11 protein-coding genes and 1 tRNA gene are annotated in these 14,291 nt (G+C 39.4%); 11 read left to right on the top strand and 1 reads right to left on the bottom strand.

The genetic code is table 11. From position 1 onward, the window contains the following. The first annotated feature begins 118 nt into the window (after window positions 1-118). The 4 genes from IQ236_RS01160 (at window position 119) to IQ236_RS01145 (ending at window position 3,947) form a co-directional block, all read left to right on the top strand. A complete protein-coding gene (locus tag IQ236_RS01160; RefSeq protein WP_193867587.1) occupies window positions 119-2,278 on the top strand; it encodes a LysM peptidoglycan-binding domain-containing M23 family metallopeptidase in 2,160 nt (719 codons plus the stop codon). Between the two features lie 123 nt (window positions 2,279-2,401). After that, a tRNA-Met gene (locus IQ236_RS01155) sits at window positions 2,402-2,474 on the top strand. Between the two features lie 206 nt (window positions 2,475-2,680). Continuing rightward, window positions 2,681-3,274 carry a peroxiredoxin gene (locus IQ236_RS01150; RefSeq protein WP_072720737.1) on the top strand — a complete coding sequence of 198 codons (594 nt, stop codon included), beginning with the start codon at window positions 2,681-2,683 and terminating at the stop codon, window positions 3,272-3,274. Between the two features lie 115 nt (window positions 3,275-3,389). Beyond that, on the top strand, window positions 3,390-3,947 hold the full coding sequence (locus tag IQ236_RS01145; RefSeq protein ID WP_193867586.1) for a peroxiredoxin family protein: 558 nt from the start codon (window positions 3,390-3,392) through the stop codon (window positions 3,945-3,947). Here the strand turns inward: IQ236_RS01145 and IQ236_RS01140 are convergent. Beyond that, the gene (locus IQ236_RS01140) at window positions 3,916-4,560 is read right to left on the bottom strand and encodes a DUF4241 domain-containing protein (protein WP_193867585.1); all 645 of its coding nucleotides are present in this window, start codon (window positions 4,558-4,560) and stop codon (window positions 3,916-3,918) included. The two genes, IQ236_RS01145 and IQ236_RS01140, sit on opposite strands and share 32 nt — an antisense overlap. Before the next feature lie 395 nt (window positions 4,561-4,955). Between IQ236_RS01140 and IQ236_RS01135 the strand changes: the two genes are divergently transcribed. From IQ236_RS01135 to IQ236_RS01105, 7 genes are all read left to right on the top strand, one after another. Beyond that, window positions 4,956-6,305: a lysophospholipid acyltransferase family protein gene (locus IQ236_RS01135; protein ID WP_193867584.1), complete on the top strand. Its 1,350-nt coding sequence runs from the start codon at window positions 4,956-4,958 to the stop codon at window positions 6,303-6,305. Window positions 6,306-6,455: 150 nt separating this feature from the next. Continuing rightward, window positions 6,456-7,115: a Uma2 family endonuclease gene (locus IQ236_RS01130; RefSeq protein ID WP_193867583.1), complete on the top strand. Its 660-nt coding sequence runs from the start codon at window positions 6,456-6,458 to the stop codon at window positions 7,113-7,115. Between the two features lie 161 nt (window positions 7,116-7,276). Next, window positions 7,277-9,430 (top strand): glycine--tRNA ligase subunit beta, encoded by a 2,154-nt coding sequence (glyS, locus tag IQ236_RS01125; RefSeq protein ID WP_193867582.1) that lies wholly within the window; start codon window positions 7,277-7,279, stop codon window positions 9,428-9,430. A 102-nt stretch (window positions 9,431-9,532) separates the two neighbouring features. After that, window positions 9,533-10,897 (top strand): UDP-N-acetylmuramoyl-L-alanine--D-glutamate ligase, encoded by a 1,365-nt coding sequence (murD, locus tag IQ236_RS01120; RefSeq protein WP_193867581.1) that lies wholly within the window; start codon window positions 9,533-9,535, stop codon window positions 10,895-10,897. A gap of 145 nt (window positions 10,898-11,042) precedes the next feature. Further along, window positions 11,043-11,522: a hypothetical protein gene (locus IQ236_RS01115; RefSeq protein ID WP_193867580.1), complete on the top strand. Its 480-nt coding sequence runs from the start codon at window positions 11,043-11,045 to the stop codon at window positions 11,520-11,522. A gap of 198 nt (window positions 11,523-11,720) precedes the next feature. Then, window positions 11,721-13,076 (top strand): APC family permease, encoded by a 1,356-nt coding sequence (locus IQ236_RS01110; RefSeq protein WP_193867579.1) that lies wholly within the window; start codon window positions 11,721-11,723, stop codon window positions 13,074-13,076. A gap of 3 nt (window positions 13,077-13,079) precedes the next feature. Continuing rightward, window positions 13,080-14,279: a hypothetical protein gene (locus IQ236_RS01105; protein WP_193867578.1), complete on the top strand. Its 1,200-nt coding sequence runs from the start codon at window positions 13,080-13,082 to the stop codon at window positions 14,277-14,279. Window positions 14,280-14,291: the final 12 nt, after the last annotated feature.

Raw genomic sequence — 14,291 nt, 5'->3', positions numbered from 1 at the left:
ACGTAATCAGGATTATTGTCAGTGATTTCAATCAATGATTAATGTGATTAGATCTACTGATATTACGTTCTTGAGCGGTTCGAGGACAGTTCAGCGCTTCTCCATAGGAGGTCGTTCTTTGAAAGGAACAGTTCCAAATCATGATCAACCTGTTGCCATGCCTAATTTAGATTTAGATTCCGGTTTAGATTTAGATCAGAGTGCAACAGGGCAGACCAAACAACAGGTCTCACACTCTGGCAGTTATAAGGTTCGTACCTCTGTCGCATTTTTGGGTTTAGCCATTGCTTCTGGGATTCTCAGCAATCAAGCCAATGATTATGCCGTGGCGGCAGAGTTATCCAATCCTGATCCGAATCCAGCCTTGCAGTCATCTGCCGCGATGACCGATGCGTCTCCCAATCAAGTCAATATGGACTCTGGGGAACAAGCATCTCAATCGGAGTGGCAGCCGTCCCTGTTACGAACCGTTTCCGGTCTCAATGCAGGCGAGAACGTTGTCAACAGCAGCAGTCAATCTCCTGATGTCGGGCTAGAAAAATCGGATCGAACCGATGTAGAAGCAGTTTCTACACCAGAGTCTCAGCCTAGTGTTTCCTCGGAATCGTTGCCTCAATCGGTTACACTGAACGAATCTCATCCCCCATCCATTGGGCAGATTCGTCCCTCCCATGAAGTTGAAACCTCAGCAACTCAGAACTCTTTAGATCCATCAGTGGAGGTTTCAGAAACGCCCTCTGAAGCAACTCAGGAATTGCAGCCAAACCATACGGCTGAGGGGAATTCCTTAGATACGCTCTCCCAAGAGATGTCTGGAGCGTTTGTGATTCCGACCGATGCCAGTAACCCAACCGTTACAGAAGTTTATCAGGTGGGTTCGGGTGACACCTTAGATCGGATTGCTACACTGCACAATGTTTCTGTAGATGCCCTGATCAAGGCAAATCAACTAACAGATCCCAATGTTCTTAGTGTTCATCAAAGTCTAAAAATTCCTAAGCAACTGGCGAGTAGTTTTTCTAGCAGTCCATCTTCTCCGGTACCGAATTCTGGGCCAGATTCTCAGATTCGTTTAGAGGCTTCCCCCTCTTCACAACAGCTTTCCCCAACCACAGACTTAAGTGCTTTAGGCGGGAGATTACCTCAAGCCGTACTTCCAGCCGTCATTCCCTCAGAACTCAATAGCAAGGGTTCTTCAGTCACCGATTTTCCGAAGGAAGCGGTTGCCACCTTGAGTTCAATTCCGACCCACAGCACTTTAAATCAGCTATCGTTAAACCAATTAGCTTCCCGTGCGGTCAATGGGGTTGAGTCTCCTACTCCCGTTGCGGCTGAAGCGGTTTCCATTCCTGTTGAAGCAGAAAAATCTTCCCTGTCTCAACAGATGGCCGTTCAACAGGTTTCTGTCCGTAAATCAGAAGCCGTCAACAAGTTGTATTCGGATCGCCTGAGATCTGAAGTAGAACGCCTGCGAGAGGAATATAAAGCCCAGAGTGGCTATCAGGTGATGAATGTATCCTTAGAGTCAGGTGAAGAGTCAACGGTTAAAACCTTAACCTCGGTGACGACGGCTCCTAGACATCGGCAAAAACGGATTAATCCTGAGTTTAATCCTCAAGCGTATTCCCAGGAAAAAGCCACTCAAGTTGAACAGGACTTATCTGCTCAACAGTTGGCGCAAGTGTCTGGGAATGCCAATAGAACTCCATCGACTCAACTGCAACCGGAGTCCAGACGTTCGGTGGTGGCTACGGCTCCTATCGGGGCTAAAGGCTACGATCCTTTAAATAACCCTACCTTGGGTCAGATGGTTTCTCCGCAGTTACCGCCTCTGCCTGGGCCAGATGCTTACTTGCCCAATGGTTCCATGCGCTTCAATGGCTATGCTTGGCCTGCTGCTGGGATTCTGTCGTCTCCCTATGGTTGGCGCTGGGGACGGATGCACCGGGGAATTGATATTGCTGGCCCTATCGGAACTCCGATTTTTGCGGCGGCTCCTGGGGTTGTGACCTATGCAGGATGGAATGATGGCGGTTATGGCAATTTAGTCGAAATTGAACATCCCGACGGCAGTTTAACCGTTTACGCCCACAATGATCGCGTCCTGGTCAACGAAGGCCAAAAAGTGGCTCAAGGGGAGCAAATCTCCGAGATGGGAACTACAGGTCGCAGTACAGGGCCGCACCTGCACTTTGAAATTCATCCCAAGGGAGAAGGTGCGGTTAACCCGATTGCCTTCTTGCCTCCCGACAGTTCAATGGTGTCTCAGAATTATTAGGTTTGGGTGAACGGTTGACCCATACCTGATATCTGACTTCTTAAACCCCCTAAAAAAACTTTAAACAGGGGGTTTACTTTTGGGAAAAAGTTGTGCTATATTAATAAATCGTGAATCAATCAAGGCTCAGTAGCTCAGTGGTTAGAGCAGGGGACTCATAAGCCCAAGGTCGCAGGTTCAAATCCCGCCTGAGCCATGTCAACGAAATAGTATAACCCTCTACTGTAGAGCATTGAGTCAGTCAGATGATGGCTGACTTTTTTGACAAATCTTGTCTAACTGTACTCATTTCGAGTATGATATAATTGTAATAAATTGTAAAACAATCAAAAAATTAGGATTAACACTATCCTAATTTTCTTGAAGGAAACTTTACCATCGTCAGTTTAAGGAGTATTATTCATGGCTGAGTGCCTGCGTGTTGGCCAAGTCGCCCCCGATTTTACAGCGACGGCTGTTGTTGACCAAGAATTTAAAACGATTAAACTCTCTGACTATCGGGGTAAGTATGTGGTTCTGTTCTTCTACCCCTTAGACTTTACTTTTGTTTGTCCGACTGAAATTACCGCTTTTAGCGATCGCGCCGAAGAGTTTACAAAACTCAACACTCAAATTCTCGGCGTGTCTGTAGATAGCGAATTCTCTCACCTGGCTTGGATTCAAACTGATCGTAAATCCGGTGGTGTAGGTGATCTGAACTATGCTTTAGTAGCTGACCTGAAAAAAGAAATCAGCACGGCTTACAACGTTCTTGATCCCGATGCCGGAATTGCCCTGCGGGGTCTGTTCATCATTGACAAAGAAGGGGTAATTCAACACGCCACGATCAATAACCTCGCCTTTGGTCGCAACGTGGATGAAACTCTGCGGACACTGCAAGCCATTCAATATGTTCAAGCCCACCCCGATGAAGTTTGCCCTGCGGGTTGGCAACCGGGTGATAAAACCATGATCCCTGATCCCGTCAAGTCCAAAGAATTCTTTGCTGCGGTCTAAGATTATTCCCGACAAAAAACCATTCACAACCCGTCTTAACAATTGTGTGAAGGCGGGTTTACTCTATTTTATAAGATTGTTTTAAACTGGGAAGAGTAATCAACAACAAACTCTTATGCTGACTTCTAACGATTTTACAGGTTTAATTAATCGCCGATTTTGGAATAACTTTTTTCCGATCCCCGCCACCAGTAATTTACAGTTGGGGATGAAAACCCCTGATTTTGCATTACCCGATATTACCAATGGTCAATTAATTCGGCTGTCTCAATTTCGAGGCGATCGCCCTGTAATTTTGGCTTTTACCCGCATTTTTACAGAAAAACAATATTGTCCTTTTTGTTATCCCCATATTAAAGCCCTGAACGAACACTATGAAGAATTTGTTCAACGGGGAGTGGAAGTGTTAATGATTACGAGTACCGATGAACGTCAAAGCAAAATTGTCGTCAAAGATCTAGGATTAAAAATGCCATTGCTAAGTGATCCAAGCTGTGGCATTTTTGGATTGTATCAAGTAGGACAAGCTTTGGGTGCACCCTTACCTGCTCAATTTGTTTTAGATCAAAAGGGTATTTTGAAATATAAACATTTGTTTTCTTTTTTGGATCACAATGCCAGTATTAAAACCTTACTGGAAGTTATTGATCCTCTCGCAACTCAAACAGTTTAAAATCGGTGACTAAACAAACTGGATTACCCTGTTGATCATAACCCCAATAGGAGGGATAACACCCTTCTCCCCAACCGGAATGAAAGGCAATAATATTCAATCCGGTTGATTCTTCTAAGCAGAAATTTGCCCAATCCCAAGTATCCAGATAGGTTTGATCTAAGGTTTGATCTAACTGATGATAATAGGTTTCAAACTCAGTTGGTGACAGGGAAGATAGCCGTTGAACAACTTCGCCATCCATAAAACATCCGGTTCCTGAATCCACAGGATAACCGCATTCTGACTCTCCCTGAAAACAGGCTGCTAATTCCCATGTTACCGCAGGTTGATCTTGAAGGACTAACATTGCACAGGCAACTCTTTGCTCTTTTCGGTCATGGAATGTGGCAATACTGAGTTTAACCGGATAACGACCTACGGGCAGGGGTTGAGTCAAACACAGATGAGGATTAAGGGTCACTAAAGGATCACAAACGGCAATTTTTCCAGTGGTTACAACTAATTCACCGATGGTCTGAACAGAATAGGTGACTTGATCTGTATGGTGATCAAGGGGGGTTGGGAACCAATAACCAGTTGGAAATGCTTGGGTCAAGTCGGTGGGGTTCATCCTTTCTACCTGCCTTCTAAGAGAAAATTTGATAATTTGTCCTTTTACTTTTCAAGGAAACCGTTTTTAGGTGTAAAGTTCGGTTGTCATTGTAACGAATTATGGTTAAATTTTAGACATTGACAGAAATATTCAAGAGTTCTATGATGATGTGTTTTACCTAATGCAGAGTCAGGTGTTGTAAACAGGAGAAGCATTTAGGCAAACAATAAGGAAAACAATAAGGAAAACAGCAAAAACTCTCTGACTGAATGTTATGCTGAACAGCAAACGATCATCAGTGCAGGAACATAGAAATTACTGGATGATTAACTTTTTATTTTCTCATCCCCTTGCTGGCAATTGGCTGGGTTAAATAAGCGTTAATACTTATTAAATTTTCTCAACCTTAATTTATGGTTAATTTGATTACCAATATACAACCCACCCTAGATTTTATTCCTCCTAATTTTAATCCGTTTATAGTAAAAATCTGCCAATGGGGGGTTCCATTTTGGATTAAATGGAAAACGCCGTTAGTAGAGATTAAAGGAGAAAAAGTTGAACGCTTAGTGAATCTTTATCAACAGTTCCAAAGCGGAAAAATTCGATTTTTATTAGCGTTTCGTCATCCCAATACAGATGATCCGTTTTGTATGAGTCAATTGTTATGGCGATTTGTTCCTGAAACTGCGAAACAACAGGGAATTGCTTTATCTCATCCAATTCATGCTCATTTTATGTATGATCGAGGGATTCCCTTATGGGCGGGACAATTTGTGACTTGGTTATTTCCAAAGTTAGGAGGAACGTCAATTTTAAGGGGAAAAGTTGATCGATTAGGATTACGTTCTGCGAGAGATTTATTTCTAACCGGTCAATTTCCTTTAGCTGCTGCACCGGAAGGGGCAACGAATGGTCATAATCAAAGTATTAGTCCTTTAGAACCTGGAATTGCTCAATTAGGATTTTGGTGTGTAGAAGATTTAGAAAAAGCAGAACGAACAGAAGAGGTTTATTTAGTTCCCATTGGAATTCAATATTTTTATATTCAGGATAATTGGGACGGTTTAGAAATATTAATTTCTCAATTAGAAAAAGATTGTAACCTCCCTCAAGGAACTGAAGATTTAACTGTCACTTCTCTCTATAGCCGTTTAATGCGATTAGGAAATTATCTATTAGATACGATGGAAAATTTTTATCGCCAATTTTATCATCGTAGCATTCCTCAAGATGAAACCCTTGATTTTTCAGACCGTTTGAAACGATTATTAGATATTGCGTTAACTGTTTCTGAAGAATATTTTAATCTGAAACCAACGGAAGATTTAAGTAGTCGTTGTCGTCGTTTAGAACAAGCAGGTTGGGATTGTATTTATCGATATAATCTTAAAGGAAATGATAACTGGTCGGCGGTAGAATTGGGATTAGCAGATCGGGTGGCAATTGAAGCGAGTTTGAGAATGTGGAATATGAGATTAGTGGAAAGTTTTGTGGCGGTAACGGGTCGTTATATTCGAGAAAATCCCACGTTTGATCGGTTTGCAGAAACAACTTTAATTGTTTGGAGAATGATCAATCAGTTAAAAGGTAACACTTCGATTAAGCCTCCTAATTTAGGAAAAAAAAGAGCTAAATTAACCGTCGGAGAACCGATTTCTGTCAATCAAAAATGGTCAGATTATCAAACAAATCGTCGGCAAGCGGTTGCGAATTTAACTCAAGATTTACAGAATGCTTTAGAACAGATGATTGAGCATTAAATTTCAAGTCATCGGATGGGTGGGGAGAGCCCGCCCCTACACACCGAAGGTTGTTTTTTTAGGGTTAATCATCGTAATCCTGCTTTTATACAATTCCTTTATACTTGCTATATAATAAATTAAGCCAACCTCAAATGAGGAGAAGTAAGAATGTCAATTACCGCAGAACAACTAGAGGCTTTAATGCCCGATGGGACTCAGGTTGAAAGTGAGTATATAGAAATGGAAAGTACGTTACATTATCTTCAGTTGGCATTATTAGTATCTTGCTTAGATTGGTTATGGAGAGACAGAACAGACTATTTTATTGGGGCAAATTTAACCATTTATTTTAGTCGTCAACAACTGAGAAATCGAGACTTTCGCGGGCCGGATTTTTTCTTGGTAAAAAATACTGATAAACGTCCGAGGAAATCTTGGGTGGTTTGGGAAGAAGAAGGGAAATATCCCGATTTAATTATTGAACTGCTTTCCAACTCAACGGCAGAAATTGATAAAACGACTAAAAAGAATTTATATCAAGATCACTTTAGAACCCAGGAATATTTTTGGTTTTCTCCCGATGATTTAGAATTAGTTGGTTTTAAATTAGTTGGACAGGAATATGAAGAAATTATTCCGAATGCCGCCGGATTATTAGAAAGTGAAGTCTTAGGATTATGCCTGGGAATTTATCAAGAAAAACTACGCTATTTTACACCAGAAGGTGATCTTGTTTTGACTCCTGAAGAAGCTGCATTACAAGCTGAAAATCGCGCTGAACGTTTAGCCGAACAATTACGATCTTTAGGCATCGAACCGATAGAATAACGGCATTTTCAAAAGTCTTGTAGAGACGCGCCATGGCACGTCTCTACGGGGGTTGAAAAATTCTCAAAAAATGGTTAACCCTTGAGTGATGACCCCCTAACCTGCTATGGTGATTATTTGTACCCTTAAGTTTCTTAGCAACATCTCTTATAAAATTTCCTATGGTTAGTTTTTTACTCGAAGTTGGTACAGAAGAATTACCAGCAACCTTTGTGGAAACCGCCATTCAACAATGGCAACAAAAAATTCCCGCCAGTCTCAAAGAACAGTTTTTAAGCTTTGAGTCCGTTCAGGTCTGGGGAACACCACGACGGTTAGCGGTATTAATTGAAGGACTTCCTAGCCACCAACCTGACCGGGAAGAAGAAATTAAAGGCCCCCCAGCATCGACCGCTTTCAAAGACGGAAAACCAACTCCGGCGGCGGAAGGATTTATTAAAAAACAGGGTGTGACCTTAGAAGATTTAGAAATTCGTCCGACTTCTAAAGGGGATTTTATCTTTGTTTTAAAGAAAATTCCGGGTCGATTAACCGCAGAAATTTTAGCCGAATTAACTTCAGAATGGATTACAAAATTAGAAGGAAAACGGTTTATGCGTTGGGGGGATGGAGATTTAAAATTTCCCCGTCCGATTCGGTGGTTAATTACGTTATTGGATGATCAAGTTTTACCCGTTACATTAGTTAGTGGTTCCGAAGAAATTAAAAGCGATCGCATTTCCCAAGGACATCGAGTTTTACATCCAGAACCCATCACCATTTCCCATGCTAAAACCTACGCAGAATCTCTGAAACAAGCCTTTATTGAAGTTGATCCCCAAGACCGGATTCAGACGATTCAAAAAGAAGTTGAAATTGCTGCTAATAGTGTAGGAGGACAGGCAGAAATTCCCGAAGATTTATTAGCAGAAGTTGTTAATTTAGTGGAATGGCCTACGGCTGTTGTCGGAACCTTTGATCAGGAATTTTTGAATTTACCTGCGGAAGTGATTAAAACCGTCATGGTGACCCATCAACGGTATTTTCCCGTATTAACAACAGAAACTCAAAATTCATCGCCGTTAAAACCCTATTTTATCACAATTTCTAATGGAGATCCAGCTAAATCCGATTTAATTGCCGCCGGAAATGAACGAGTTATTCGGGCGAGGTTAGCTGATGGTCAATTTTTCTATAAATCGGATTTAAAAACGCCTTTAGAAAGCTATTTACCTGCTTTAGAAGCGGTAACATTTCAAGAAAATTTAGGTTCAGTTCGAGATAAAGTCAATCGGATAGGTAAAATTGCTAATTGGATTGCAGATCAACTGAATATCAGTGAATTGGATCGCAATTTAATTCAACGGGCTGCATTATTATGTAAAGCGGATTTAGTCACCCAAATGGTGTATGAGTTTCCCGAATTACAAGGGGTAATGGGAGAAAAATATGCTCGTGAAGGAGGAGAACCGGAAGCAGTTGCAACAGCGATTTTTGAACATTATTTACCTCGCAGTGCTACAGATAATTTACCTCAAACTTTAGTGGGTCAAGTGGTGGGTTTAGCGGACAAACTTGATACCTTAGTCAGTATTTTCGGTTTGGGGATGTTACCCACAGGTTCCTCTGATCCTTTCGCCTTACGTCGGGCAGCAAATGCAGTGATTAATATTATTTGGGTGGCAGATTTACCGTTGAATTTATATCAACTATTGAAGCAAATTTCAGCCGATTTTGTCAATACATTTCCCAATGCCATGCTAGGGTTAACCCATCAATTAGATGATTTTTTCCTGCAACGGATTAGAACCTTATTACAGGATGAAAAAGCCATTGATTATGATTTAGTTAATGCGGTTTTAGGAGACAATGATCTCGAATATAAAGAACGGGCGTTACAGGATTTATTGGATGTCCGAGATCGAGCGTTATTCCTACAAACTATCCGCAATGATGGCACATTAGACCAAATTTATGAAACCGTTAATCGTTCTACTCGGTTAGCCAAACAAGGAGATTTAAACACCCTAGAATTGCAACCGGACAAAAAGGTTAAACCGGATCTTTTCCAAAAATCTTCTGAACAGGAATTTTATCAAGCATTGGTGCAGTTAGTTCCCAAAACCCAAGCATCTCAAACAACGCGAAATTATCGTCAATTAGTCGAAGCATTAGCAGAAATTACCCCGACGGTTAGTAGCTTTTTTGATGGCCCAGAAAGTGTTTTAGTGATGGATGATGATCCAAATATTCAACGTAATCGTTTGAATTTATTAGGATTATTAAGAAATCATTCCCGTGTTTTAGCTGATTTTGGAGCAATTGTAAAAAGCTAAAAAAAGATCACAGTCCCCCTTAAAAAGGGGGATTTAGGGGGATCAAATCGAGGATCTCTCGAATACAATCAAAAAAATTTGTCTGGTGCAATAACATTATTTATGCTCAAAGCTCATATCATCGGTTTAGGAAAATCTGGAAATGCCGCAGCCCAGTTATTAAAATTACAAGGATGGGATGTTAGTTTAAGCGATCGCAACAATTCGTCTCAATTAGAACCCCAAAAACAACAATTAGAAAGCGAAGGAATTGTTGTTAATTTAGGAGAGAATTTTCAACCGGATGAGTCCTTAGATTTAGTGGTGGTTAGTCCTGGGGTTCCTTGGGATATTCCAGGGTTAAAAACCGCCAGAAATTTAGGCATAGAAACCATTGGAGAAATGGAATTAGCTTGGCGAAATCTGCGAGATGTGCCTTGGGTTTGTATTACGGGAACGAATGGAAAAACCACAACAACAGCCCTAACTGCTGCGATATTTCAAGCCGCAGGTTTAAACGCTCCAGCCTGTGGAAATATTGGGTATGCAGCCTGTGAATTAGCCTTACAAGAATACGAAGGAAGCGCTCAACCGTTAGATTGGATTATTGCGGAAGTGAGTAGTTATCAAATCGAATCTTCATCCACTTTAAATCCTAGAATTGCGGTTTGGACGACGTTTACACCGGATCATTTGAATCGTCATTACACCTTAGAACGCTATTATGATATTAAAGCGAAATTATTATATCAATCCCAACAACAAGTAATTAATGGGGATGATCCTTATTTAAGAGAAACGGCTCATCAACGCTGGCTTTCTGCCTGTTGGACGAGTGTTTTAGGACAAGAAAAATTAGTTGCCAATTCTGAACTCGGATTTTATATTGAGAATAATTGGGTGATGCAAAATGGAGAGAAAATTGTTCAAGCAGATGCTTTAAAAATGGTCGGAAGTCATAACCAACAAAACCTATTAATGGCTGTAGCCACTGCTAGATTAGCCGGAATAAAAACCGAAGCAATTTGTCAGGCTATTTCTAATTTCCCAGGGGTTGCCCATCGTTTAGAACAGATTATGAATTGGCAAGGAATTGACTGGATTAATGATAGTAAAGCCACAAATTATGATGCAGCCGAAGTGGGATTATCGGCGGTTGATTCTCCGGTGATTTTAATTGCTGGGGGAGAGGCAAAAAAAGGGGATGATACAGCTTGGATTTATAGGATTAAAGAAAAAGTAGCTTCAGTGTTATTAATTGGAGATGCAGCCGAGGCATTTTCTCAACGGTTAAAAGCAGAAAATTACTTTAATTTTGAAATTGTTGAAACAATGGAAAATGCAATTCAAAAAGCAGATGAAATCGCCCCTAAATTAGGAGCAAAAGTTGTGTTATTATCTCCAGCTTGTGCTAGTTTTGATCAATATCAAAGTTTTGAACATCGGGGAGAACATTTCCGTCAGTTGTGTTTAGAATTAAAGGGTTAATCTCAATTCAATGTTAATGTAGGGATGTTTGATGAAACGTCTCTACAAGCAGGGGATTAAAACCATTAAAAATCAACTTAGAGATAGATAGCTTAATCTTTGATTGAGAATAAAATATGAAAAATTCCTAAAATATCAGTTTTATATGCCTAATTTCCCAATCAATGATGCCATTAAAAACGCTGTTAATTCTATAATCCAAGATTGGATTAATGCTCATCCTTTTATCTCTTGGTTAATGAGCCATCCTGGGATGGGTTTAATTCTATTTGTATTTTTAATTAGCTTATTTTCGGGATTTTTACAAGCGATTAGTAGTTTATTTAAACAAGGATGGCTATTGATTTTAACCAGTCCTTTTCAACTATTTCAATCTAGCTTAATTTGGATTTCTCAATGGATTTTAAACTCAGGCAGACCTTTGAATTCCGAACCCCGTCAAAGTCGCTTATCACAGTTTTTATCAACCCACCCTCAACGACGGATAGAATCACTCAGTTTAGAACAGCAAGAACGGCTGATTATTTTATTACAACATTTAGAAGATATTCATCAAGAACAAAATCAACTTTTGCAAGAAGTTAGCGCAATTTTAAACTTAAATCGACGCTCAGAAAATCAGTAATCTTTATTAATATGAAATCTTTAAATGTTTGCTACACGTCCATATTGTGTAGAGACTAAGCATGGCTAGTCTCTACGTCAGGTTCAGCGCCTAATCTGTATCATCAATTTCAGAATTTTATATGACTAGAACAGCAAAGCATAGAAAATCAGCTTAAAATCTGTTATAGTTCGATTTAATTCATCAAAAAAAATATTCATGAATCAATTTAACGATCCTCCTAATTCCACCTCTCATTTGCCAGAAAAACCCAATTCATCCCCCAATCAAATCTCCTTATTAACGGCTATTTGTATTGTCGTTGCGAATATGATTGGAACGGGTGTATTTACCAGTTTAGGGTTTCAAGTCATCGATATTCAATCGGGTTTTACCATTTTGTTTTTGTGGTTAATTGGTGGTATTTTTGCCCTTTCCGGCGCCCTTTGTTATGGGGAATTAGGAGCAGCAATGCCTCGTTCTGGGGGCGAATATCATTATCTATCTAAAATTTATCATCCTCTATTGGGGTTTCTCTCTGGATGGGTTTCTATCACCGTTGGTTTTGCCGCTCCCATTGCCGCCGCAGCGATGGCATTTGGCAAATATATATCCAGTGTATTTCCTAGTTTAAATTATCCTACAATAATCGCTTTAATTGCCGTTATATTAGTTTCTTTAATTCATAGCCAAACCTTAACAATTGGTAGTTTATTTCAACAAGGCTTTACTGTTTTAAAAGTGATTCTCATCCTGGTTTTTATTCTATCCGGATTCATCCTAGCCGATCCACAACCGATTCAATTTTTACCCAATATTAATGATTTTAATGTAATTTTTAGTTCCTCTTTTGCCATTTCTTTAGTCTATGTTACCTATTCTTATTCAGGTTGGAACGCAGCCGTTTATTTAACCAGTGAACTCAAAGAACCCGAAAAAAACTTACCGAGATCGCTCTTAATTGGTACATTAATTGTAACAATTTTATATCTACTTCTTAATTTTATTTTTCTGTATACCACACCCATAAACCAATTAGCCGGACAATTAGAAATTGGTTATATTGCAGCCCAACAAATTTTCGGCAACTTTGGGGCAAAATTAATGGGATTATTAATTGGATTGGGTTTGATTTCTTCTATCAGTTCAATGGTATTAGCTGGGCCAAGAGTTACCCAAGTCATCGGAGAAGATATTCCTTTATTTAAAATTTTATCTCGAAAAAATCAACATGGAATTCCCTATTATGCGATCTGTTTCCAACTCGCAATTGTGATGATTTTAATCATTACAGCCAGCTTTGAAGCCGTAATTACCTATTTAGGATTTACCTTAACCCTTTGCTCAGTGATTACCGTTTTAGGGGTTTTTGTTTATCGATGGCGCTGTCCTGATGCGCCCCGTCCCTATCAAACTTGGGGATATCCCATTACTCCAATTATTTTTTTAGGAATTAGCCTTTGGATGCTAATATTTATTTTTCAGGATAAACCTTTAGAATCCTTAGCTGGATTAGGAACAATAGCCTTGGGTTTACCCTTCTATTTTATTAGTGTTCACAACAAATTGGTGTAGTCTATGAAAATCAAAGCCTTATTAGCCCTTATTTTAACGGTTACTGGATTGCAATCTTGTTCTCAAACTCAACCTCAACAAAATATTGAAACGCCTCAACCTGAAGTCAGTCAAACGACAAAAACAACAGCGCCAATTCCCCCTAAACCTGTTGATTCTTTAGCTAGTTATGACCCAAAAAAAGCAGATTATTTAACCGATACAGCTAAATTGATTGCTGGGATTAAACTTGATAACAAAAGTCAACTTTATCCTGTTCAACAATCTAATGTTTGGATAAATTATCACAATTTTATAGATTCAGCTTGGTCAAAACTCGAAAAACAACAACTGGCGAAAGTCAGTCAATGGTCAGAACAAGAATTAGCGACGATTAATCAATCTAATCCTGAGATTTTTTATCCCTTTAGTGGCCCTGATTTTTTATATGCTTATTTATTTTTTCCCACATCTCAAAAATATGTTCTCACCGCTTTAGAACCTGTTGGAACAATGCCTGATTTTAATCAATTATCACAAAGTCAACGTAATCAAAAGTTAGCAGATGTTAAAAACTCTCTCTATTCTTTACTTCAGTTTAGCTTTTTTCAAACCAAAGAAATGAAATCTGATTTATCGAATCAAGGTGTTTTACCGTTAATTGTATTATTTATGGCAAGAACTAATAATAGAATTTTAGATCTACAATATATTGGATTAGATGGTGATGCTAAAATTCAAAAATTTGAAAAAGGCATGATTCCAGGGGTAAAAATTGATTTTGTTCCTGAAGGGGAAAAACAACCGCGAACGTTATATTATTTTTCCGTAGATATTTCCGATGACGGCTTGAAAAAAACACCCCAATACAGCCAATTTGTTAAACAAATTAATCAACCCGTAACCTATCTTAAAGCGGCATCCTATTTAATGCACAGACCTACTTTTTCAGCAATTCGAGAATTAATTTTGGATCAAAGTCAAGCCATTTTACAAGATGATTCTGGGATACCGGTTAAATCCTTTGCAGAAAAACAATGGAATTTAGATTTTTTTGGAACCTATACCGCCCCTATTTCCTTATTTAGTGTTCGTTATCAATCGGATTTAAGGAACGTTTATCAAAATAATTCGTCTATAAAACCACTGAATTTTGGAGTCGGTTATAAGTTTGGGGTGAACCAATCAAATATGATGTTAGCAACGAAAAAGGAAAAACCTTAAGGCTAATTTTAT

The sequence above is a fragment of the Planktothrix mougeotii LEGE 06226 genome (genome assembly GCF_015207485.1).
Lineage (GTDB): Bacteria > Cyanobacteriota > Cyanobacteriia > Cyanobacteriales > Microcoleaceae > Planktothrix.
This window is presented reverse-complemented; position numbering and strand designations above follow the sequence as displayed.

Coding starts and splice junctions, on each gene's coding strand:
- murD (WP_193867581.1), top strand. CDS start 9,533: ATGCTCAAAGCTCATATCATCGGTTTAGGAAAATCTGGAAATGCCGCA.
- IQ236_RS01130 (WP_193867583.1), top strand. CDS start 6,456: ATGTCAATTACCGCAGAACAACTAGAGGCTTTAATGCCCGATGGGACT.
- IQ236_RS01150 (WP_072720737.1), top strand. CDS start 2,681: ATGGCTGAGTGCCTGCGTGTTGGCCAAGTCGCCCCCGATTTTACAGCG.
- IQ236_RS01105 (WP_193867578.1), top strand. CDS start 13,080: ATGAAAATCAAAGCCTTATTAGCCCTTATTTTAACGGTTACTGGATTG.
- IQ236_RS01110 (WP_193867579.1), top strand. CDS start 11,721: ATGAATCAATTTAACGATCCTCCTAATTCCACCTCTCATTTGCCAGAA.
- IQ236_RS01135 (WP_193867584.1), top strand. CDS start 4,956: ATGGTTAATTTGATTACCAATATACAACCCACCCTAGATTTTATTCCT.
- IQ236_RS01115 (WP_193867580.1), top strand. CDS start 11,043: ATGCCTAATTTCCCAATCAATGATGCCATTAAAAACGCTGTTAATTCT.
- IQ236_RS01145 (WP_193867586.1), top strand. CDS start 3,390: ATGCTGACTTCTAACGATTTTACAGGTTTAATTAATCGCCGATTTTGG.
- glyS (WP_193867582.1), top strand. CDS start 7,277: ATGGTTAGTTTTTTACTCGAAGTTGGTACAGAAGAATTACCAGCAACC.
- IQ236_RS01140 (WP_193867585.1), bottom strand. CDS start 4,560: ATGAACCCCACCGACTTGACCCAAGCATTTCCAACTGGTTATTGGTTC.